This window comes from Marinifilum fragile JCM 15579 (genome assembly GCF_001310955.1).
GTDB lineage: Bacteria > Bacteroidota > Bacteroidia > Bacteroidales > Marinifilaceae > Marinifilum > Marinifilum fragile.
The window spans coordinates 276,294-298,445 of record NZ_BAZX01000001.1 but is presented as its reverse complement, the minus strand read 5'-3'; the positions used below and the strand labels follow the sequence as shown (position 1 = coordinate 298,445).

20 protein-coding genes are annotated in these 22,152 nt (G+C 36.6%); 13 read left to right on the top strand and 7 right to left on the bottom strand.

Translation table 11 applies throughout. The annotated features are described in order from the left end of the window. The first annotated feature begins 11 nt into the window (after positions 1-11). From JCM15579_RS01340 to JCM15579_RS01310, 9 genes are all read left to right on the top strand, one after another. Positions 12-1,469, top strand: coding sequence for an LptF/LptG family permease (locus JCM15579_RS01340; RefSeq protein WP_054714623.1), 1,458 nt, complete (start codon positions 12-14; stop codon positions 1,467-1,469). Further along, the gene (locus JCM15579_RS01335) at positions 1,462-1,932 is read left to right on the top strand and encodes a nuclear transport factor 2 family protein (RefSeq protein ID WP_054714621.1); all 471 of its coding nucleotides are present in this window, start codon (positions 1,462-1,464) and stop codon (positions 1,930-1,932) included. Before JCM15579_RS01340 ends, JCM15579_RS01335 begins: the two co-directional genes overlap by 8 nt. Before the next feature lies 1 nt (position 1,933). After that, positions 1,934-2,101 (top strand): DUF5522 domain-containing protein, encoded by a 168-nt coding sequence (locus tag JCM15579_RS20365; RefSeq protein WP_165836038.1) that lies wholly within the window; start codon positions 1,934-1,936, stop codon positions 2,099-2,101. Positions 2,102-2,103: 2 nt separating this feature from the next. Beyond that, positions 2,104-3,060, top strand: a complete 957-nt coding sequence (gene fmt, locus JCM15579_RS01330) for a methionyl-tRNA formyltransferase (protein WP_054714617.1) — start codon at positions 2,104-2,106, stop codon at positions 3,058-3,060. 286 nt (positions 3,061-3,346) lie between these two features. Next, a complete protein-coding gene (locus JCM15579_RS01325; RefSeq protein WP_245625784.1) occupies positions 3,347-5,131 on the top strand; it encodes an AMP-dependent synthetase/ligase in 1,785 nt (594 codons plus the stop codon). Between the two features lie 32 nt (positions 5,132-5,163). Continuing rightward, positions 5,164-6,876: a 3-hydroxyacyl-CoA dehydrogenase NAD-binding domain-containing protein gene (locus JCM15579_RS01320; RefSeq protein WP_245625783.1), complete on the top strand. Its 1,713-nt coding sequence runs from the start codon at positions 5,164-5,166 to the stop codon at positions 6,874-6,876. Further along, positions 6,807-7,562, top strand: a complete 756-nt coding sequence (locus JCM15579_RS21165) for an enoyl-CoA hydratase/isomerase family protein (RefSeq protein ID WP_245625782.1) — start codon at positions 6,807-6,809, stop codon at positions 7,560-7,562. Before JCM15579_RS01320 ends, JCM15579_RS21165 begins: the two co-directional genes overlap by 70 nt. Before the next feature lie 47 nt (positions 7,563-7,609). After that, positions 7,610-8,785, top strand: a complete 1,176-nt coding sequence (locus tag JCM15579_RS01315; RefSeq protein ID WP_054714610.1) for an acetyl-CoA C-acyltransferase — start codon at positions 7,610-7,612, stop codon at positions 8,783-8,785. A 104-nt stretch (positions 8,786-8,889) separates the two neighbouring features. Continuing rightward, positions 8,890-10,674, top strand: a complete 1,785-nt coding sequence (locus JCM15579_RS01310; RefSeq protein WP_054714607.1) for an acyl-CoA dehydrogenase FadE — start codon at positions 8,890-8,892, stop codon at positions 10,672-10,674. 178 nt (positions 10,675-10,852) lie between these two features. Here JCM15579_RS01310 and JCM15579_RS01305 read toward each other — a convergent pair whose 3' ends face one another. Next, positions 10,853-11,872 carry a hypothetical protein gene (locus JCM15579_RS01305; RefSeq protein WP_157471256.1) on the bottom strand — a complete coding sequence of 340 codons (1,020 nt, stop codon included), beginning with the start codon at positions 11,870-11,872 and terminating at the stop codon, positions 10,853-10,855. A gap of 391 nt (positions 11,873-12,263) precedes the next feature. Further along, on the bottom strand, positions 12,264-12,632 hold the full coding sequence (locus JCM15579_RS01300) for a DUF6249 domain-containing protein (protein ID WP_054714601.1): 369 nt from the start codon (positions 12,630-12,632) through the stop codon (positions 12,264-12,266). A 363-nt stretch (positions 12,633-12,995) separates the two neighbouring features. Between JCM15579_RS01300 and JCM15579_RS01295 the strand changes: the two genes are divergently transcribed. Next, the gene (locus tag JCM15579_RS01295) at positions 12,996-13,559 is read left to right on the top strand and encodes an RNA polymerase sigma factor (protein WP_054714598.1); all 564 of its coding nucleotides are present in this window, start codon (positions 12,996-12,998) and stop codon (positions 13,557-13,559) included. Positions 13,560-13,564: 5 nt separating this feature from the next. Then, positions 13,565-13,939: a hypothetical protein gene (locus JCM15579_RS01290; protein WP_054714595.1), complete on the top strand. Its 375-nt coding sequence runs from the start codon at positions 13,565-13,567 to the stop codon at positions 13,937-13,939. A gap of 111 nt (positions 13,940-14,050) precedes the next feature. Here the strand turns inward: JCM15579_RS01290 and JCM15579_RS01285 are convergent, their stop codons facing one another. Continuing rightward, the gene (locus JCM15579_RS01285) at positions 14,051-14,398 is read right to left on the bottom strand and encodes a hypothetical protein (RefSeq protein ID WP_054714592.1); all 348 of its coding nucleotides are present in this window, start codon (positions 14,396-14,398) and stop codon (positions 14,051-14,053) included. Between the two features lie 196 nt (positions 14,399-14,594). Further along, on the bottom strand, positions 14,595-17,885 hold the full coding sequence (locus tag JCM15579_RS01280; RefSeq protein ID WP_054714589.1) for a WD40/YVTN/BNR-like repeat-containing protein: 3,291 nt from the start codon (positions 17,883-17,885) through the stop codon (positions 14,595-14,597). 289 nt (positions 17,886-18,174) lie between these two features. On the opposite strand from JCM15579_RS01280, the gene JCM15579_RS01275 reads away from it, so the two are divergent. Beyond that, a complete protein-coding gene (locus JCM15579_RS01275) occupies positions 18,175-18,624 on the top strand; it encodes a hypothetical protein (protein ID WP_054714586.1) in 450 nt (149 codons plus the stop codon). A 61-nt stretch (positions 18,625-18,685) separates the two neighbouring features. Here the strand turns inward: JCM15579_RS01275 and JCM15579_RS01270 are convergent, their stop codons facing one another. After that, complete coding sequence (locus JCM15579_RS01270) at positions 18,686-19,621, bottom strand: glucosaminidase domain-containing protein (RefSeq protein WP_054714935.1); 936 nt, start codon at positions 19,619-19,621, stop codon at positions 18,686-18,688. Between the two features lie 257 nt (positions 19,622-19,878). Here JCM15579_RS01270 and JCM15579_RS01265 point away from each other — a divergent pair, with 257 nt between their 5' ends. After that, positions 19,879-20,364, top strand: coding sequence for a cytidine deaminase (locus JCM15579_RS01265; protein WP_054714583.1), 486 nt, complete (start codon positions 19,879-19,881; stop codon positions 20,362-20,364). A 33-nt stretch (positions 20,365-20,397) separates the two neighbouring features. On the opposite strand, the gene JCM15579_RS01260 is transcribed toward JCM15579_RS01265, so the two are convergent. Both JCM15579_RS01260 and panB read right to left on the bottom strand, forming a co-directional pair. Further along, positions 20,398-21,099 carry an RluA family pseudouridine synthase gene (locus tag JCM15579_RS01260; RefSeq protein WP_054714580.1) on the bottom strand — a complete coding sequence of 234 codons (702 nt, stop codon included), beginning with the start codon at positions 21,097-21,099 and terminating at the stop codon, positions 20,398-20,400. A 38-nt stretch (positions 21,100-21,137) separates the two neighbouring features. After that, positions 21,138-21,956, bottom strand: a complete 819-nt coding sequence (gene panB / locus JCM15579_RS01255) for a 3-methyl-2-oxobutanoate hydroxymethyltransferase (RefSeq protein WP_054714577.1) — start codon at positions 21,954-21,956, stop codon at positions 21,138-21,140. Positions 21,957-22,152: the final 196 nt, after the last annotated feature.

Sequence of the window (22,152 nt, the reverse complement as noted above, 5' to 3'; positions counted from 1 at the left end):
AATATTTTAGAATGAAACGTTTACATTCATTTATTCTTAAAAGTTTTCTTGGGCCATTGGCCTTTACTTTCTTTGTCTGCATGTTTGTCCTACTCATGCAATTCCTTTGGCGATATATTGATGAACTTGTCGGAAAAGGATTAGAATGGACTGTAATTGCTGAATTTTTGTTTTATGTTTCTGCTACTTTAGTTCCAATGGCACTGCCTTTGGCTATTCTTTTGGCTTCTATTATGACCTTTGGGAATATGGGAGAAAATTACGAATTAACCGCCATGAAAGCCGCTGGGATTTCCTTACAAAGAATCATGCAACCACTTACCACACTTGTTGTGATTATTAGTATTAGTGCCTTTTTCTTTGCCAATTATGTAATGCCAGTTGCATCATTAAAAACTACCTCATTATTAGTTGATATTAAAAATCAAAAACCAGAACTTATCCTGAAAGAAGGTATTTTCACTAATGATTTACCTAACTTTAGTATTAAGGTCGACAACATTGATAAAGAAACCGGAATGATGTATAAACTCTTGATTTACGATCATCGAGATGAAAGAGGAAATACAAATGTAACAGTGGCTGATTCCGGTACAATGATAACTTCTCCTGATAAAAAGAATATGACTCTCACCCTGTATAGTGGCAATATGTATCAGGAGGTAAAAACCAAATCGAGGAGAGATAAAAACCATCCTTCCAGAAGAATTAAATTTCAGGAATATGAAACCAACGTTCCTCTTAGAAGCACTGAATTAAAAAGAGGCAATGAGGATAGATACAGTAAAAACTACAGAATGCTAAATTTAAAACAGTTGGTACATTCTGAAGATTCATTACAAGATCAATTACAAAATGAAAAAAATAGACTTGTTACCGGATTGCTGGCTAGACATTACTTTAAGAAAGAATCAAAATCAATGCGAAAAGATTCTATAAAATCACAAGATCTTATTATTAAAACGCTAAATGTTGATTCTCTTTTTAAATCGGCTACAATCACAAAACAACTAACATCGGTAAGTTCAGCTCTTAGTTTTGCCAGAAAAGCAAGAGAAACTATATCTCGAAAAGAAGGAGAACTACTGGGACAAGAAAAATGGATTAAAAAATTCACCAATGAGTGGCATAGAAAATTCACACTCCCTTTTGCTTGTTTGATATTCTTCTTTATTGGTGCTCCTCTTGGTGCAATCATTCGTAAAGGTGGCTTAGGAATGCCTGTAATTGTATCTGTTTTATTCTTTATTTTCTATTACATCATTTCCATGACAGGTGAACGATTTGCCAAAGAATTGGTTCTTCCGCCTGCTATTGGGATGTGGATATCATCATTGATAATTCTTCCTTTAGGGATTATATTGACATACAAAGCGACTACAGATTCTGCTGTCTTCAACATCGAAAATTATATTGATTTCTTTAAAAAGATTAACCCGGCTAAATTTTTCAAAAAGAAAAATGCATAAATCTATATTTATAATTCTAATTGCAGTTTTGGGATTATTCTCTGCTTGCACAAAACAAGTAGAATATTCCGAAAAAGAAGTCAATCAACTTCTTGATGATTGGCATAAGGCTGCCGCTGATGCTAACTTAGAAAAGTATTTTGGATTGATGACCGAAAATGCAACTTACATCGGAACCGATCCATCAGAAAGATGGACAAGACAAGAATTTCACAATTTTTGCGAACCATATTTTGAAAAAGAAACCACCTGGGATTTTAAAGCTTTTGACAGAAAAATCTACACATCAGAAGACAAGAAAACCATTTGGTTTGATGAACTTTTAAATACCTGGATGGGAGTTTGTAGAGGTTCTGGTGTGCTGGTTATTGAAAACAACGAATATAAAATTTCTCACTATCATCTTTCGGTTACCATTAAAAACGAAAGCATAAAAGAGTTTTTAAAAATTAAACAAGACTAATATGTTTGACGATTTAAAACCAGATATCGATTACTATATGCATCCTGATGGATATAGAATCATGACAAAAAAATATCTTACCGAAAGAGGATATTGCTGTGGCAATGGATGTAAACATTGCCCTTATTTTCCGAAGCACAATAAAGGAAACAGGAACTTAAAGGAATAGCTATGAGTTTACGTGTAATATATATGGGTACACCCGATTTTGCGGTGGCTCCTCTTGAAGCCCTTTTAAATGCGGGCGTTAATGTAGTTGGTGTTGTTACCAATCCTGATAAACCTGCTGGTAGAGGTCAAAAAATACAAGAAGCAGCAGTTAAAAAGTATGCGGCTGAAAAAGGATTGAAAATTCTGCAACCAGAGAAATTCAGAAATGAAGAATTTCTTGCTGAGCTTAAATCATTAGAAGCTGATTTGCAGGTTGTGGTTGCCTTTAAAATGTTACCTGAGGTTGTTTGGAACATGCCAAAATATGGAACCCTGAATCTTCATGCTTCCTTGCTTCCTCATTATCGTGGTGCTGCACCGATTAACTGGGCAATCATCAATGGTGATAAAGAAACAGGTGTTTCTACATTTCTGTTAAAGCACGAAATTGATACAGGTAACATCATTTTTCAGGAAAAAACTGAGATTGGCGAAAATGACAATGCTGAGATCATTCACGATAAATTGATGAATATTGGTGCTGATTTGGTGGTTAAGACAGTCAAGGCAATCGAAGCCAACGACTATCCACAAATCCCGCAGGAAAGTATTGCTGCGGATGAATTAAAATCTGCACCAAAAATCTTTAAAGAGGATTGTAAGATTGATTGGACAAAGAATATCAATTCAATCCACAACCTAATTCGTGGATTAAGCCCATACCCAGCTTCATGGACGGAATTAATTCCAAATGAAGAAGGGAAAAAAATCGGTATTAAAGTATTCGCAACCGAAAAAACAATTGAAAATCACGACAAAAAAATAGGTAGTTTACACACCGATGGAAAAACTTATTTAAAAGTAGCTGTAGAAGGCGGTTTTCTATCCATTACAATGCTGCAACAAGCCGGCAAGAAACGAATGAAAGTCGAAGATTTTCTTCGCGGATTTCAACAAATATCCAACTATCACTTATAAAATTTCAAAGGAAGCCGAAAAGCTTCCTTTTTTTCACTTACCAAATAAAAAAGAATTCTTACCAATTATTCTTTTATTTTCAGATTCCTTTTTGTAAATTTTATGTAAGTGTAAAAAGGTTTCGGAAAATCTCCGAAATTAAATCCCAATACAACTTCTTACACAAAACTTAAATCAACACTAAATCTCTCACCTCTAACAATTAGAGATTAAGTTTCTGCGCATCAAAATGATTGTAAAACCATTTTGAAATGCTGTAATGCCTTACATATCTAAATCTTTAATTATGGTTACGCGCATTTTTGATTTACTCGATAATTATCGAGAGAACTATCCTGATAAAACAGATGCTCTCGCAAAAAAAGAAGATGGCAAATGGATTAAATATTCCACGGAACAGTATCTGAAATATTCAGATTTAATTAGTTACGCTTTGCTGGATAGTGGTCTTAAAAAAGGAGACCGAGTTATTACCATTTCAAACAACAGACCCGAATGGAATTTTGTTGACATGGCTCTGGCTCAGATTGGTGTAATTCATGTTCCTCTCTACCCCACAATTAGCGCAAAAAGCTATGACTTTATCATTCGTCATTGCGAACCTAGTATCATTTTCATATCAAGTGAAGAGCTATATTGCAAGATCGAACCACTATTAAACAATCATCCTTCTATAAAACAGGTTTATTCTTTCGATAAAATAAAAGCTGTAACTCATTGGATAAGGTTGCTTGATATGGGAAAAGCCCTTAATAACCAATATAAGAATGAATTAAAGTCTATTAAAGAATCGATCAAACCACAAGATTTAGTTACCATCATATATACATCGGGAACAACAGGCGACCCCAAAGGAGTAATGCTTTCGCATCATAATTTTATGAGTAATGTGCTGTCTTCAGCCGCACGTTTAATTCTAAACTCAAGCCATAAATGCTTGAGCTTTTTACCAATCAACCATGTTTATGAGCGAATGGTAAACTATCAGTATCAATACAAGGGAATTAGTATTTATTATGCTGAAAGTATGGAAACCATTGGCGATAATTTACGAGAGCTAAAACCTCATGGGTTCGCTACGGTTCCCCGATTGCTTGAAAAAGTATATGACAAGATCATGGCAAAAGGAAAAAGTTTGCCAACCATAAAAAAATCCTTGTTCTTATGGGCTGTTGACCTTGGTCAAAAATATGAACTGAATGGAGCAAATGGCTGGTGGTACGAATTCAAATTAAAAATTGCCAGAAAACTAATTTTTAGCAAATGGCAGGAAGCTCTTGGTGGTAACATCATGTTTATGTGTTCGGGTGGAGCTGCTCTTCAAGTTAGATTAGAACGCCTCTTTTGGGCTGCTGGCATTCCTGTTCAAGAAGGTTATGGATTAACGGAAACCTCTCCCATTATCGCGGCAAATCAAAACGCTTATCCAGATGTAAAGTTTGGAACCGTAGGTCCTGTATTAGATGGCGTAGAAGTTAAAATTGCAGAAGATGGAGAAATTCTGGCTCGAGGACCGAACATCATGCTGGGATATTACAAAAATCCAGAATTAACCAATGAGGTGATAGACAAAGATGGCTGGTTCCATACTGGCGATATTGGATGTATGGTGGATGATCGATTTCTCAAAATTACCGATCGTAAAAAGGAAATCTTTAAAACTTCTGGAGGTATTTATATTGCTCCTCAGGTAATTGAAAACAAACTAAAAGAATCTCCTTTTATCGATCAGGCAATTGTAATTGGTGAATTCAGACGCTTTCCTTCTGTGCTAATCTCTCCAAATTTTGAATTCTTGAAAGAATACTGCAAAAGAAAGAAATTGGATTTTATCAGCCCGGAAGAAATCATTAAGAATGAACGAATTCAAATGCGAATCTGGCAGGAGATTGAAAAAACCAATGTAAATCTTGACCGACCGAAGAAAATTAAAACCTGCCGTTTGGTTTCAGATGTATGGACTCCTGAATCTGGTGAATTATCACCAACCCTAAAACTCAAAAGAAAAGTTTTAAAAGATAAATACAAAGACATTATCCGAAATATTTACGCCTACGAAGAAGAACTTTAAATAAATATTCACACACTATAACAAACAAAAATATGGCTCGAAAAATAAGAAAAGTTGCAGTTTTGGGTGCAGGAGTCATGGGCGCTCAAATTGCATGTCATTTTGCCAATATAGGCATCGAGGTTTTACTATTGGACATGCCTGCAAAGGAGATTAACGAAAAAGAACAAAAGGCTGGTTTGTTACCTGAGCATCCTAAAGTGAGAAACAGAATTGTAAACGATCTTTTTCTGAAGGCTACAAGACTGAAACCCGCTCCATTGTATTTACAGACTTATTCCAATAGAATTACAACAGGGAATTTCGAAGATGATCTTCATAAAATAGCAGAATGCGATTGGGTAATAGAAGCCATTATCGAAAATCTTAAAATCAAGCAAGAGCTTTATACCAAAATTGAAAAGCACCGAAAACCTGGTTCCCTGATTACCACAAATACATCAGGTATTCCTATTCAGATGTTGATTCAAGGAAGATCAGAAGATTTTGCTGCGCATTTTTGTGGTACTCACTTCTTCAATCCTCCAAGGTATTTGAAATTGTTAGAAATCATTCCTTCCCCTAACACAAATCAGGAGGTAATAGATTTTCTTACTGATTTTGGAGAAAGATTCTTAGGCAAATCAGTGGTAAGTTGCAAGGATACTCCTGCATTTATTGCTAATCGAGTTGGTGTTTATTCCATGATGTCGGTCTTTCATTTGATTGATGAATTTGGATTCACAGTGGATGAAATAGATAAGTTGACTGGACCAATTATTGGAAGACCCAAATCGGCAACCTTCCGTACTTGCGATGTTGTTGGTCTGGATACCTTGGTATTTGTAGCTCAAAACCTTCAAAAAGCTCTGCAAGATGATGAAGCCAAAGATGTTTTCCAGATTCCAGAGTTTATTCAACACATGATGGGCAACCAATGGTTGGGATCAAAAACTGGTCAGGGCTTTTATAAAAAAATAAAGTCAGAAGGAAAGAGTGAGATTTTAAGCTTGAATCTGGAAAGTTTTGAATATCAGGAAAAGCAAAGGGTAAAGTTTGGTGAATTTGAAGCAGCAAAGGCTGTACCTCATCTCAATGATCGCTTTAAAGTTCTCCTCAAAGGAAATAGCAAAGTAAATCAGTTCTACCAGAAGATGTTCTTTGGATTATTTGCCTATGTTTCGAACAGAATGCCTGAGATTACTGATGATCTTTACAAAATTGATGAAGCCATCTGTTCTGGTTTTGCCTGGGAAATGGGTCCATTCGAGATTTGGGAAAGTTTAGGTGCGAAAAAGACTTTAAGCATGATGGAAGAAATGGGCTTTAAGGCTGCCAATTGGGTGCACAATATGGTTCAGGAAGATCTTGGTTTCTATCAATTAAAAGACGGCTTGAAACAATACTATGATGTAAATACCAATGCTCATCAAACCATTCCTGGAACTGAAAATCTGGTTCTTCTTAATAACCTTCGTTCATCCAAAACCATTTGGAGTAACGAAGGAGCCAGTATCATTGATCTCGGAGATGGAATCATCAATCTGGAATTTCATACCAAGATGAATACCATTGGAAGTGAAATCATACAAGGAACTAACAAAGCGATTGAGTTAGCAGAAAGCGATTATAAAGCTTTGATAATCTCCAACGAAGGAGAAAACTTCTCGGCCGGAGCAATATTGGATTGGTATTTATGCTGGCCATTGAACAGGAGTTTGAAGAGTTGGACATGGTTGTTCGCACTTTCCAAAATACAATGCTGAAATTAAAGTACGCATCGGTTCCCATAATTGCAGCTCCACATGGCATGACTCTGGGAGGAGGATGCGAACTTTGCATGCACACCAATAAGGTAATTGCTCACGCCGAAACCTACATGGGATTGGTTGAATTGGGTGTTGGAGTGATTCCAGCTGGTGGAGGAACCAAAGAGTTCGCCTACCGATTGTCCAGGGAAATTGCTAAGGATGATATCAGGACCAACCGTTTCCGCGATAAATTCTTGAGTATTGGTCAGGCAAAGGTATCGATGTCGGCCTACGAAGCATTCGACTTGGGATATCTCCGAAAGGATGTGGATGAAGTAATTATTAGCAAAAAACATCAGTTAACGTATGCAAAAAAAGCAGCTTTGTTAATGCTTGAGAAAGGCTACACTCCTCCTCTACCAACCAAAGACATTACTGTTTTGGGAAGTGAAGGTTTGGCTTTGGTGTATTCGGGTGCCGATGGAATGCAAGTAGGAAATTACATATCCGAATACGATAAACATTTGTCCATAGAGCTTGGAAAAGTGCTAAGTGGAGGTGAACTAAATGAACCAACCGAAGTTTCGGAAAAATATTTACTCGATCTGGAACGAATTGCTTTTGTACGACTCTGTCAACAAAAGAAAACACTGGAAAGAATGCAAAGTTTACTCCAAAAAGGAAAAATTCTTCGAAACTAATTCTTGGTGATTGATAATTGTTTACTGATAACTGAAAATTGAAAAATATGAACGCATATATTGTAGCCGCATATAGAACTGCTGTAGGCAAAGCAAAAAAAGGAAAGCTCCGCTTGATTAGGCCAGATGATATGGCCGCACAAGTAGTACAACACATTCTGGAAAAAATGCCAAGTTTGTATCCTCTGATTATTGAGGATGTAATTGTTGGTAATGCCACACCTGAAGCCGAACAAGGATTAAATATAGGCAGAATGATTTCTTTAATGGGATTGGATAATATTCAAGTCCCTGGAATGACTGTGAACCGTTACTGCTCTTCGGGCCTGGAAGCAATTGCCATTGCTGCATCGAAAATAGAAGCTGGATTGGCCGATTGCATTCTTGCTGGTGGTGTGGAGATGATGTCGCTTATGCCAATGGGTGGCTGGCGATTGGTTCCCAATCTGGGAATAGCAAAATCGAATCCCGATTACTATTGGAACATGGGAATTACAGCAGAAGCCTTGCAGAAAAAGTATAAAATCTCGAGAGAGGATCAAGATGAATTTGCATTTCATTCGCATAGAAAAGCTTTAGAAGCATTGGCAGCGAACCGTTTTGTAGATGAAATTGTTCCCATTACAGTATTGGAGACTTTTGTGAACAGTAAAGAGAAAGCTGAAACCAAAGAACATATTGTTGCCACCGATGAAGGCCCAAGAGCTGACACCAGTTTGGAAGGATTGGCAAAATTGAGACCTGTATTCGCTCAAAATGGTACGGTTACAGCTGGTAATTCTTCGCAAACATCCGATGGTGCAGCATTTGTTTTGGTGGTATCTGAAAAAATGCTGAAACAATTGAATGTAGAACCAATTGCCCGTTTTGTTTCTTATGCAGTAGCCGGTGTTGAGCCAAAACACATGGGCATTGGACCTGTTGAAGCCATTCCTAAAGTATTAAAACGATCAGGAATGAACTTGAATCAAATAGAACAGATCGAATTGAACGAAGCATTTGCAGTTCAAGTCTTATCTGTAATGAGAGAGTTGGACATGAATCCTGAAATCACCAATGTAAATGGTGGAGCAATTGCTTTAGGACACCCATTGGGATGTACAGGAACAAAACTTTCGGTTCAGCTCTTACACGAAATGAAGAAAAGAAAACAAAAATACGGCATGGTTACCATGTGTGTGGGATCAGGACAAGGGGCCGCCGGTATTTTTGAGATCTTATAAGTTTTGTGCCCCCCCCTCTGTCCTTTGGACATCTCCCCTAAAGGGGAGTAATAAAAAATGGAGGTAAGACCATTTATAATTCATAACTCATAATTTATTGCCCTATGGAAAAGATAAAAACTGTAAAAGGCGGTCAGTTTCTGGTAAAAGAAACCATGCCACAAGATATTTTTATTCCGGAAGAGATATCGGAAGAGCAAAAAATGATCATGGAAACTTGTAGGGATTTTCAGGAAAAAGAAATATTTCCAATGCAAGATAGAATTGATAAACAGGAAGAAGGCTTAATGACCAATTTACTTGATAAAGCAGGTGAATTGGGACTATTGGGAATCGCAATTCCAGAAGAGTATGGTGGATTTGGTCAAGACATGAATACATCCATGCTAAGTACTGAGGTAATGGGAACCTACAGCTCTTTTGCCGTGGCTTATGCGGCTCATGTGGGAATTGGAACGCTTCCTATCCTCTACTATGGAACACAAGAACAAAAAGAAAAATATTTGCCAATGCTTGCCAGTGGCGAATACAAAGGAGCTTATTGTTTGACGGAGCCAGGTGCAGGATCGGATGCCAATTCAGGAAAAAGTAAGGTAAAACTTTCGGAAGATGGTTCGAAATACATTTTGAACGGACAAAAGATGTGGATTACCAATGGTGGTTTTGCCGATATTTACACAGTGTTCGCCAAGATTGATGATGACAAAAACTTAAGTGCTTTCATTGTAGAAAAAGACTTTCCAGGAATCAGTTTAGGACAGGAAGAAAAGAAAATGGGGATTAAAGGTTCTTCAACCTGCATGATGTTCTTCGAAAATTGTGAAATTCCTGTTGAAAACCTTCTGGGAGAAAGAGGTGAAGGTTTTAAGATGGCTTTGAACATTCTGAACAATGGAAGAATTAAATTGGCTGCGGCTGTTTTAGGTGCTGGAAAAAAGGTAATCTCCAATTCCATCAACTATGCCAACGAACGCATTCAGTTTGGTACCGAGATTGCTAATTTTGGGGCTATCCAGTACAAAATTGCTGAGCAAGCCATTCGAACCTATGCTATCGAATCAGCCATTTATCGTTGCAGTAACGACATTCAGAACACCAAGCATCATTTGATAGAAGAAGGCATGAGTAAGGAACAAGCATCTGTTCTGGCTCAGAAGGAGTTTGCTGCCGAAGCTGCCATTTTAAAGGTTGCTGCATCCGAAGCTTTGGATTATGTGGTGGATGAAGGTGTGCAGATTTATGGTGGTATGGGATACTCTGCCGAAGCACCAATGGAACGAGCCTATCGCGATGCTCGTATCAACAGAATTTTTGAGGGAACCAACGAAATTAACCGCATGTTGGTGGTAGATTATCTATTGCGTAAAGCTTTTAAAAATGAATTACCATTGTTGGCTGCTTCTCAATCGGTGGCCAAGGAGTTAATGTCTATTCCTGATTTTGGAGAAGAAGATACCAGCCTGCTTGCCACTGAAACAAAATTGATAAAAGGCTTTAAAAAAGCAGCTTTACTGGTAGCTGGTGCAGCTGCACAAAAGTTCATGCAAAAGCTAAGTAAGGAGCAGGAAATCCTGATGAATATCTCAGATATCATTAACGATTGTTATCAAGCAGAATCTTTATTGCTGCGCGTTAAAAAGTTGCTAGAAAACAAAGGAGAAGAAGTCTGCAAGGAACAAATTGCCATGTGTAAGGTCTTCTTTTACGATGCCGCCGATCGCATTCATAAAAATGCAAAAGATGCTGCCAATAGCATTTCATCGGGCGACGAATTGCGCATGATGCTTCTGGGTTTGAAACGCTTTACCAAACACAGTGGCCTAAACAGCAAAGAAGAACGCAGATTGATTGCCAAAAAATTAATCGAGGAAAATAAGTATTGTTTCTAACTTACAACAACTTGTAAACTATATTCTAACAGAGGCCTTTCAAAAAGTAATATCTGCACAATCAACGAATTCCTCCCCTTAAATTTCCTTTAAGGTAAGGATGAAACTGAAATACAAATCAAATACTGCAAACTTTACTTTTTGAAAGGCCTCTGTTAGTTATTTTTAATCTTACCGATTAATTTTTCATTTGACTTTCGATGCGTTCATTAAGAATTTTTCTTAGAGCCAAATTTGTATGTTCGCATTTCTCAAAATTCTCCTCAATATATTCAACGAGGTTAATTTGTGTATTTTTCTGAACTTTTAGCAATTGTTTGATTTGCTCCATCCCAAATTTTTCTTTCCAATAAATCATAGTCAACTGAGCTAGCGCATACACATCTTTTCGTTTCATATTTGCTTCAACAAAAACAGGAGGATCCAAATATTTTTCGAAACCATCATTTTTTATCATCTCTAAAACATTTTGGGCGGTTACCGATTTTTTAATCAAATTACCATTTCCCAAAGCAGTGGCAACACCTTCATCAATAAACGTATTTCCATTCCCAAATTCAAAGGCATAAATATGAACCAACTCGTGAACATGATTAACGGTTTCAACCGCTTTAATTGCTCTATAACGAGCCTTACCAGCTCCTTTTTCAAATTCGCTAACAATATTTTCAGCTTCGTCCCCAACTAATGCATAGTAATATTTAAAATTATCCAAATCTATCCCAAATTCTTTGCTCAGTCTTTCATTCTCTAAAGCAAATTTTTCAGCCTCTTTAAGTGTTTCCTCTTTTAATGGTGAACTGCTCACATAGGTAACATTTTTAATTTTTGTTTTAATCCAGCTAGATGTTAATACTTCAAGCAGCTCATTTTCATCCATTGTCATCACCCAGTTATTGTTAATTTTTTTAAATGCGATCCAGATCTTAAAACCATATATTTTAAAAAATATACGCCCCGAATTCCCATAAATTTCCTGCGAAACCGCACTCATTTCCTTAACAATGTTTGAACCAGGTTTAACAAAGTTATATATGCTTGAAAAATCAATAGGATCAATAAAACTTCTGGCTTCATCCATTGATGTAGTCTCTATATATTTTTTCCACCTTTCTATTAAAACATTTTCGTTAGCAGCCATCACAGACTGACAGATCCCTATTATCAAAATAGTTAATAATAAAATTTTATTTCGCATGTTCATTTTATTTGTTTGAGGCGCAAATTTAGCAATATCACTTTCATAATTTACAGACATAATGAATATTTTGCATTCCGAGTCAATATTTTTAGGGCTTTGGTTAAATCGAATTGAAGGTGAGTTAACTCAGATACCAATATTCTTAAATCCGATGGGTAAATCGCTTACTCCGATGCCATTTTGGCCTACTCCGAAGGAGTAAAGACTTACTCCGATGCCAATTTGGCTTACTCCGAAGGGGTAAATACCTACTCCGACGCCTTAACATCTTACTCCGATCGGCAAATACTGGATTGTAGCGGTTTTTATTTTACTAAATATTACAAACAAAACGAGGCTGCTCAAAATGAATTGAACAGCCTCGTTTTATTGGGATATTTCTATTTTACTATTTCGCTTTTTTGCTCATGATCACATAGTACAACAAGAAACCAATGGAAGTAAATACAAAGAAAATTCCGAAAGGCATTGCACTTCTGTAACTTTTAAACTCAGGATTATAAGCTCCCAGCAACTCTAATACGATGAATCCAAGTCCGCCAAAAAATGCTACCAATCCCCACTTTAAGGCTGGATACTGATCGTATTGCACTTGTTTTTTCACTTCTATCTCAGTGTTTTGATCTAAAATCTCTGCTCGGTCGAAATGACCAGTTTTAATAATTTTTCTTTTTAGAAAATGTGAAGACAATATTTTTACAAATGTGATGATCGCGAAAAACACCACTGCAGCCATTAATAATTCACCAATATTCATATTTCAAATTTTAAGTTTTTCAATCTGTTTTGCCTAGTAGACCATGATGGTTTTAAAAAGGTTGCAGCTTGAATAATTTTTTTGATTTTTTTTACCTCATCCCCTAGCCCCTTCTCCTGATGGCTAAACCATATACACAAATATAAGTGCACTCTATCATCAATTAAAATCCTTACATTTCTTTATAGACGTTTCCCTTTTTAAGGGAGATTTTAAAAATTAAACGATTGTATAGTTAATTCTTTGTCCCATTAAAATCATGCAAATTAATACGTCTAAAATTAGCTCCAGAAAGAGCTCTTCAAAAAACATTAAAATTTTCTGCAACCTATTTCTTACCTTGCCTGTCTACTGCAACAGAAGATGAAGGAAACAGAGCTGATAAATCAGATAAATAACGGCAGTCCACAGGCCTTTCGGTTTTTGGTAAAGCAATACGAGCGCCTTGTATTTCATGTTGCGGCACGTTTGCTTAACCAGCAGGAGGATTTGGAGGACATCTGCCAGGAGGTATTTATTAAAGTGCATCAGAAACTGCCAGAATTTCGAGGTGATTCGAAGCTTTCAACATGGATTGCAACCATTGCTTACCGGGTTACCATTAATCATTTGAAAAAACGAAAGCCCAATACCAATATTGATGACAATGAACAAGATTTTTTACATTCGGATATGATAACGGAGGAACATCCGCAAAAAATTGCAGAATCGAATGAATTAAAATTTCACCTTCGAAAAATGATTGATAAATTGCCCACGCAGTACAAAACTGTTTTAAGTTTGTATCACCTGGAAGAGATGGGCTATAAGGAAATTGTTGAAATTACGGGCTTACCCGTTGGAACGGTAAAAAATTACATTTTCAGAGCAAGGAAAATGTTGAAAGAATTGATAGAGAAAAGTGAGTTGGTACAAATTAAATACTAATTGATATGCATAGCTACAGGGGAAAACATACTGAGGAAGAGTTCCAAAATGTGGATCAATTGCTAAAGGAAATTTTGGAGGATGATTTCGAGCTAAATATTCCAGTTGATTTTGCTGATAATGTGGTGGAAAAAGTGGAGAAGCGAAAATCAATTAAAGAGGCCTTATTGCGCCACCTGATGATGTCGCTAGGCTTATTTGTGATTATGGCCTTTACCGTTGCTTTCTTGTTCTACTTTGAACTGAAAGAGGCAAGCATTCTTCTTGATTTCGTCATTCAATTTAAATATCCAATTGCCTTTGTATTGTTTATTATTACTGCAATTCAACTGGCCGATTCCTTCCTTTTAAGCAGAACCAAAGATCAGCTTGGAGAATGATTTAATATCAAGTATTAATAAAAGTAGAGACAAGGCAGTGCCTTGTCTCTACCCAAAATACAAAAGGGATAAGCCGCAATTGACTTATCCCTTTTTCTATGGCTTTAACTTCTATTTCTCTTTAGTATCATTTGGGTGGTCAGGTTTCTTTTCCTCTTCCTCCTTGGAGTATGGTGCATCGGTTCCCACAATTTTCATATTTCGATAATCATTCGGATTTAAATATATTCCAGTTCGCGTTACATTTGCAATATTTGCATAATTGTAGGTAAGTACTACCATTTCATTATTATCCAAATCGATAATGGTTTGCATTATTGCATGTTCGGTTCCCGATTGAGAAATAAAAAGTGCATTTTTCGGAACATTTACATTGGCAGGTGGAGAAACAATGGTTTGTGTCATCTGACAGGATGCCATCAATACCACTCCCAAACAATAGAAGATTACTTTTTTCATGATTCAATTATATTGATTACAGATTAGTTTATCGTTAAATTATTCATGGTTAATTTTGTCACTAAAATAATGCCAAAAATTACACAATTTTAATTGATTTTGTACAAATGAATATTCAATAAAAAGAGACAAGGCGTTGCCTTGTCTCTACATTAAAAACAACTGTATTTCAATTTCTATAATCTCTTGTTAAGTTTCACTCTACTGTGTAAGTTGGAATTCGTCCTGGTGTCCAAGGAGCACCTTGTTTTTCCAATTCAGCTTCCACCCACTTCATATCATCAGCCAATTTCTGCAAGCTCTTCAATGCTGCAGGGAACTCCTCTTTCAATATCTCGAACTGATCTTTCTGAGTTTGCGTAACTCCTGAAGTACTTGCCCAATGGGTGCCAACAATATTGTTGATTCTATTTGAAATTGGAATCTGTGCCGGAGGTATTTCCTCCCAGCTTGCTCTTGCCGGAACACCTTCGAACAAGAATTCAATTTCATTTAACTCGGCTGATAATTCCTCAACTTTTACGGATACATTCGCATCAATGCCTGGAGTTTGTACCAGCGCAGTTTTTATGGCAGCTATTTTGGCTTTATAAGATTCTACCAATTGCATACTGCCCTGAATCGCCTTTAACATACGTGCCACTTTTTGCTGAAATTGCACCAATTCTTCTCGGTTCTCGGCTGGCAATGTTCTATTGTTTAAAGTAACTGCTTTAAATTTCATGCCTTCTGCCAACATTTCGTATTTCCCATTGGTTACCATTCCCATTTCAAGCTGATAGTTGCCTGGCATTACAAACATGCCCGATCTGGCTTTATTAGTAGGCTTAAACTCTTTGTCTTTAACTGGTGAAACCGAAGGAAATTTTAAGTCCCAATTCACGCGATTAATTCCTTTTTTTGCACTTGTACTAATCTTACTTATTTCTTCACCATCCATATCCTTAATGGTGAACAATAGGTAAGGTGCAATTTCTTTCTTCTCATCTTCCAACTCTTTCCAACTTGGCTGAGGAATAAATTCACCTTTCTCAAACAACTCTTTTTCTTTCTTCTGACGAGCTTGCTTTGCTGTTGTTGGCACTTCCTTTAGGTAGTAAGTAAATGTAGCACCAAAGGCCGGGTTAGGAGCTGTAAAATAAGTATGCCCCATACTTCCTTTTCCGCCTTTCTGAATGTACATTAAAGCATCTTTTATAGGGAATAATTCAGCTTCCTTTTCAATCAATTCTAAATCTACTGATCTCAATGGAGAATAATCATCTAAAATAAAGAAGCCACGACCAAAGCTTGCCGCCACCAAATCGCATTCACGTTCCTGAATGGTTAAATCGCGCACTGCAATGGTTGGAATGCCAGCTTTTAATTGTATCCAATTCTTACCATCATTTTTAGTAAAAAAGATTCCAAACTCAGTTCCCACAAACAGTAAATTCGGATCTTTAAAATCTTGCTCGATGGTATGCACCGTCCCATTTTCTGGCAAATTACCAGCAATATTGGCCCAAGTTTTCCCCTTATCAGTACTTTTTAAAATGTATGGTTTAAAATCATCTCTTTTTCTGTTATCAAAAGATGCATAAACAACATTCTCATCGTGTTTCGAAGGCAGTATATCACTCACGTAAGTGTATTGAGGAATTCCAGGGAATGTAGCATGTTTCATCCATGCATTTCCACCTTGTTCACTTACCTGAATTAATCCATCGTCGGTTCCTACGTATAATAGATTCTCATTCTTTGGAGATTCTGCTATAGAAACAATGGTTCCAAACTGCGAGGTAGAAACATGTTTTTTTACGGCATCGGCACTCCAATATTTTCCCATTACTTTAAACGAATCTCGATCTTTACCTGTTGTTAAATCATCACTGATCACTTCCCATGAATTTCCACGATCATCGCTGCGGAATACCTTATTGGCAGCAACGTACAATCGAGTATGTTTGTGTGCCGATAAAATCATAGGGGCATTCCAATTCCATTTGTATGCCTTCTCGCCTTTTCTTTCGCGAGGTTTAATGCTAATTCTTTCTCCACTTTGTTTATCGTATCGAAACGAGTTACCATACTGGTATTCACAATAAACAATATTCGGATCCTTTGAATCGATTTGGGCCCAGAAACCATCTCCTCCAAGAATTGGTTCCCATTCGTCGTTGGTTACTCCTTTTCGGCTAATATTTTGAGACGGTCCTCCAAGTGTATTATTGTCTTGAGTTCCACCGTATACATTGTAAAAAGGTAGCGCATTATCTACTTGAACTCTATAAAACTGGGTTACCGATAAATTCGACTTAAATACATAAGTTTCACCCGCATCATAACTTTCGTAGATACCTCCATCGCCACCGATCATGAAATGTTTGGTATCGCAAGGATCAATCCAAAGTGCATGATCATCAACATGGCGATTTTTCAAACCAAGTCGTTTCCAGGTCTTACCACCATCTTCAGTATAATGACTAAAAGTTTCAACCGAGTATACTTTATCAACATCTACCGGATCGCAGTAAATTTCATTGTAATATTGTCCACTACTTGCATGATCACTCATTTTAGACCATGATTCACCTCTATCTGTAGAGCGATAGAAACCACTTCCTGTAGCAGCCTCAATAATTGCATAAACATAGTTGTGATTTACCGGAGACACAGCAATGCCCATTCCTCCAATATGTCCCGTAGGCAATCCCGACTTTAGTTTGCGCCAATTTTCCCCTCCATCTGTTGATTTGTATATGGCTGATTCTGGTCCTCCATTAATTTTTGCATAAACATGACGACGTCTCTGTTCTGATGTTGCGTACATCACATCAGGATCTACAGGATCGATGATTACATTGTTTACCCCCGTGTTCTCACTGATATTAAGAACTTTTTTCCAGTTCTTACCACCATCGGTAGTTTTGTACAAGCCACGATCACCTCCAGGTCCCCAAGCCGAACCTTCCGCTGCTACAAATACAATATCTGAGTTACGAGGATCGATTACAATTCCTCCAATATGACGCGAATCTTTCAAACCCATATTTTTCCAACTCTTTCCGCCATCCATGGTTTTATATACGCCATCGCCATAACCCAAAGCTCGCTGGTGGTTGTTCTCACCTGTACCAGCCCATACCACATTGCTGTTATTCGGGTCCATTGTTACTACTCCAATCGAGTAAGATCCATACTTATCGAAAACAGGTTCCCAAGTGGTACCGTTGTTAATGGTTTTGAAAATATTTCCACTCGAAACTGCCACATAGTATTCACTATGCTTATTCGGATTAACTGCAAAATCCGAAATTCGCCCCGAAGTAGTCGCAGGACCAATTCCCCTAAATTTTAATCCGCTAACTAAACTTGAATTGATTAAGGAATCTTTTGTTGGTTCGTTTGTCTTTTTCTTTGCCAAAACAGATTGAGTTGGTAGAATTAAGCCTATTAATGCCAAAACTACAAACATCCGCTTTAGGCCACATTTGAAAGTATTCATATGATTGGTTTTAGGATGAGTTGAAGTGCTATTTGGTTGAAGGTAGTCACTACAACATGTATGTTTTATTATGAATCCTGAATTTATGTGATTCTCAGTTAATTTCCTAACCAAAACATGCTTATCTAACCCAACAATTGTTTCTTTCACTTAAGCAATAGCATCCTTCCCTTCACCTGTTCTCCAACATAGATAAGAAATAGAAAAAAATATACATTTAAGACTTACAAGTCTTTTATTGCCAGTAATAGTAATATCTGACTTTTTCGTTAACTAAATTAAGATGATCATGAATATAGAATTTAAAGAACTGGATCTTAAAATTGCCAGGCACATGCAAAAATTATCGATACCGGCAATTAGAATATCTTTTGCTGTAATATTTGTCTGGTTTGGAATATTAAAGCCAATAGGACTATCAGCTGCCATACCATTGGTAAAATCAACAGTTAGCTGGATGCCATTGTTTGATGCTGAAACTTGGGTTGATATTATTGGATGGTGGGAAGTATTGATAGGAGTTTTCTTCTTGTTTAAAAGAAGTACACGCATAGCCATAGGATTATTATTCCTTCAGATGACAGGAACCTTTATGCCCTTATTTATGCTTCCTGAAGTCACATTTCAAGGAGGAAATATTTTACTTCCTACTCTCGAAGGCCAATATGTCATCAAAAACATCATGATTATATCGGCTGCACTCACAATAGGTGGGAGTCTGATCTATTCGAAAAAATAGCTCTACAAAAAAATCCGGTTCTTAAGAACCGGATTTTACACCTATTACTTTTTGTTATTGACTATCTTTTCTTTTTGCGCAACCAAATACGCTCACCTGTCTGTACTTCATAATTTTTCTTCACTCCATTGTACTTGCAAAGTCTCTTTAATTTCACACCATACTGCTGCGAAATATCATACAATGATTCACCTTCGTTAACGCGATGGAAATTATAGCCTCGGGCAGCTTTATTTCTCTTATTATGAAGATATAATCTTTGATCAACCTGTAAAATGTAATTTCTAGGAAGGTCGTTATAACGAAGTAGCTTTTTACGTTCTACTCCCAAATTCTTTTCAATACTGTAGAAAGTATCGCCTTTTTTAGTTACGATATAATGAATACCGTTGGCAACTTCCAATCGTGCTCCAAACGGATCAATGCTTAAATCACCATCAATATCTGCCAATTCAGTGTCATCAGGTTTGGTTACAATAAAATCTTTGCCCGCACCTTTTCTATCCAATTTAAACAGGTATTCAGCTTCGATAATATTTATCAACTTGTGTGCATATTTAGGATCGGTAGCATAACCTGCTTTTTTTAATCCGTGAGCCCAACGTTTGTAGTCATCCGATCGGTATTTAAACAAAAAGGCATAACGAGAACGAGTTGTCAAAAACTTTGAATGGTCTTTGTAAGAATCGTATGGGTTGGTATATTTTCTAAAGCACTCATTTTTTTTATCATCATCGAATTTCATACTCGGTCCAACCCAATCATGACACTTAATTCCAAAGTGATTATTGGCCTTGCGAGCCAAATCAGAATTTCCATTTTGCGACTCTAATATTCCTTGAGCCATTGTGATACTAGCAGGAATACCTGTGCGTTCCATCTCTCGGATGGCCAAATCCTTATATTTTTGAATGTATTCTTTTCTGGTATAATTTTTTGCGAATACGCTTGAACATGTGGCAAGTACAAGCAGTGTGTATAGGATAATTTTCTTCATCAAATTTAAAGTGAAAGCGATAATAAATGAGAAATCAAAATTTATGTATATCTTCGTTCCGATTTCAAAAACAACCATAAAAATATAACAATCCTGTTATCCATTGATATTTCTGTATCAATTTTTATTCACAAGATATTCCGTTGATAAGCTAACGATGATGTTTTAGTAAATATTATCGAAACTATTGTATATTTATGAGTACGAGTAGTTAGTATATAACCAATTACTTAATACTGCTTACTAATGGCTATAAAATGAAGAAAACACAAATTATAACAACAGTTTACGAATACGATTCGATAGACGAACTTTCAAAAGAAGATCAAGCATTGGTTAATCAAGCTAAAGATGCGGCTCATCGCTCCTATGCTCCTTATTCAAAGTTTAATGTTGGTGCAGCTTTATTGTTGGATAATGGTGAAATTGTACAAGGTAACAATCAGGAAAACTCTGCTTATCCATCGGGCTTATGTGCAGAACGTGTAGCGGTTTTTTATGCCAATGCCAAATATCCAGATGTACCAGTTAAAGCCATTGCCATTACCTCAAGAACGAATGGTAGCTTTCTGGAAACTCCGGTTCCTCCATGTGGTTCGTGTCGTCAAGTTTTGTTAGAAACCGAAGACAGATACAATCAGCCAATTAGAGTAATTCTTTGTGGTGAAAATAAAATCAGAATTGTAGAAAGCATTAAGCAATTGTTACCGCTTTTCTTTGATAAAGAAATGCTAAACGAATAAAAAACGGAAGCCAATGGCTTCCGTTTTTAGTATTTAATCTGCTAATTTTTCAAGTTCTCTCCACAAATTATCATCTTGTGGAACTGGAGCTTTAATTCTAATTGGCTCTTGTTTTACCGGATGGATAAAACCAATTTCTCTGGCATGAAGACCAATACCTCCACCATTTTTAGAACGAGGAGCACCATATTTCAAATCGCCGCGAATTGGCATTCCAACTTTTGAAAGCTGAGCTCTAATTTGATGATGGCGACCTGTATGAAGCTTCACCTCCAATAAGAAATACTTCTGAGAGCGAGTCAACAATTTGTAATCAAGTATTGCCTCTTTCGCACCTTTCTTCTCTTTATCGAATACATTGGTACGATTTTTTTCCTGATTTCTTAACAAATAGTGCTTTAATGTTTCCTCTTCCACTCTCGGACAATTTTGAACAATTGCCCAGTAAATCTTATCGATTTGATCAGCCTTTTGCTGAAACATTTTATTCAAACGTGTCAATGCTTTGCTGGTTTTAGCAAAAATAACAACACCGCTTACAGGTCTGTCAATTCTATGAGGTACTCCAAGGTAAACATCTCCTGGTTTATTGTATTTTCTTTTGATGTAAGCCTTTACTTTTTCACTTAAAGGCTCATCTCCTGTTTGATCGCCTTGTACAATATCACCACATCGCTTGTTTATCGCAATGATATGATTGTCCTCATATAATATCTCTAATCTTTCTCTTGCCATCTATTTTTAATTAATAATTATTGATTAATAATTACAAATTAATACTGTTCTCTCTCGTTAGGGAAATCTTTCGATTTCACGTCTCCAATATAAGTTTCAACCGCTCCCTTAATTTCAGCAAACAAGTTATGATATCTTCTTAAGAAACGTGGAGAAAACTCTTGAGTAATTCCCAGCATGTCATGAATAACCAATACTTGTCCGTCAACACCATTACCAGCACCAATTCCAATAATAGGAATAGATACACTTTCGGCAACTTGTTTTGCCAATTTTGCAGGCACCTTCTCCAAAACAATTGCAAAACATCCTGCTTCCTCCAATAGTTTGGCATCTTCAAGCAATTTTTTTGCTTCTTCTTCCTCTTTGGCACGAACGGCATAGGTACCAAACTTATGAATAGATTGTGGAGTTAATCCCAAATGCCCCATTACAGGAATCCCAGCTGATAGAATTCGGTTAACTGATTCTAATACCTCACTCCCACCTTCCAATTTCACAGCATCAGCACTTGCTTCTTTCATGATGCGAATGGAAGAATTCAACGCTTCTTTTGAATTTCCTTGATAAGTACCAAAAGGCAAATCAACAACAACCAAAGCTCTTTGTACAGCACGAACAACCGACGCTCCATGATAAATCATCTGATCTAAAGTAATAGGCAATGTAGTTTCATGTCCTGCCATAACATTAGATGCCGAATCGCCAACCAATATTACATCTATTCCTGCTCTATCAACAATAGTAGCCATTGAATAGTCGTAAGAAGTTAGCATGGAGATTTTTTCTCCCTTCAATTTCATTTCTGAGAGCACATGTGTTGTCACTCTCTTTACCGATTTTTTATGAATTGACATGATCTTATTTTTTTGAATAATAGATAAGTAAGGTGCAATTATCCCAATTCAGTTTTAATTCATACCATTGATATTTTTTAAATGGTATAAGACTGCAAAGGTAAAAGAAAAAAGTGAATGAGAGATTGAGTAACGAATCATTAATGGTAATCATTTATAATTAATAATTGTGTTCTTCTGTCTTTCTGTCAGTAAA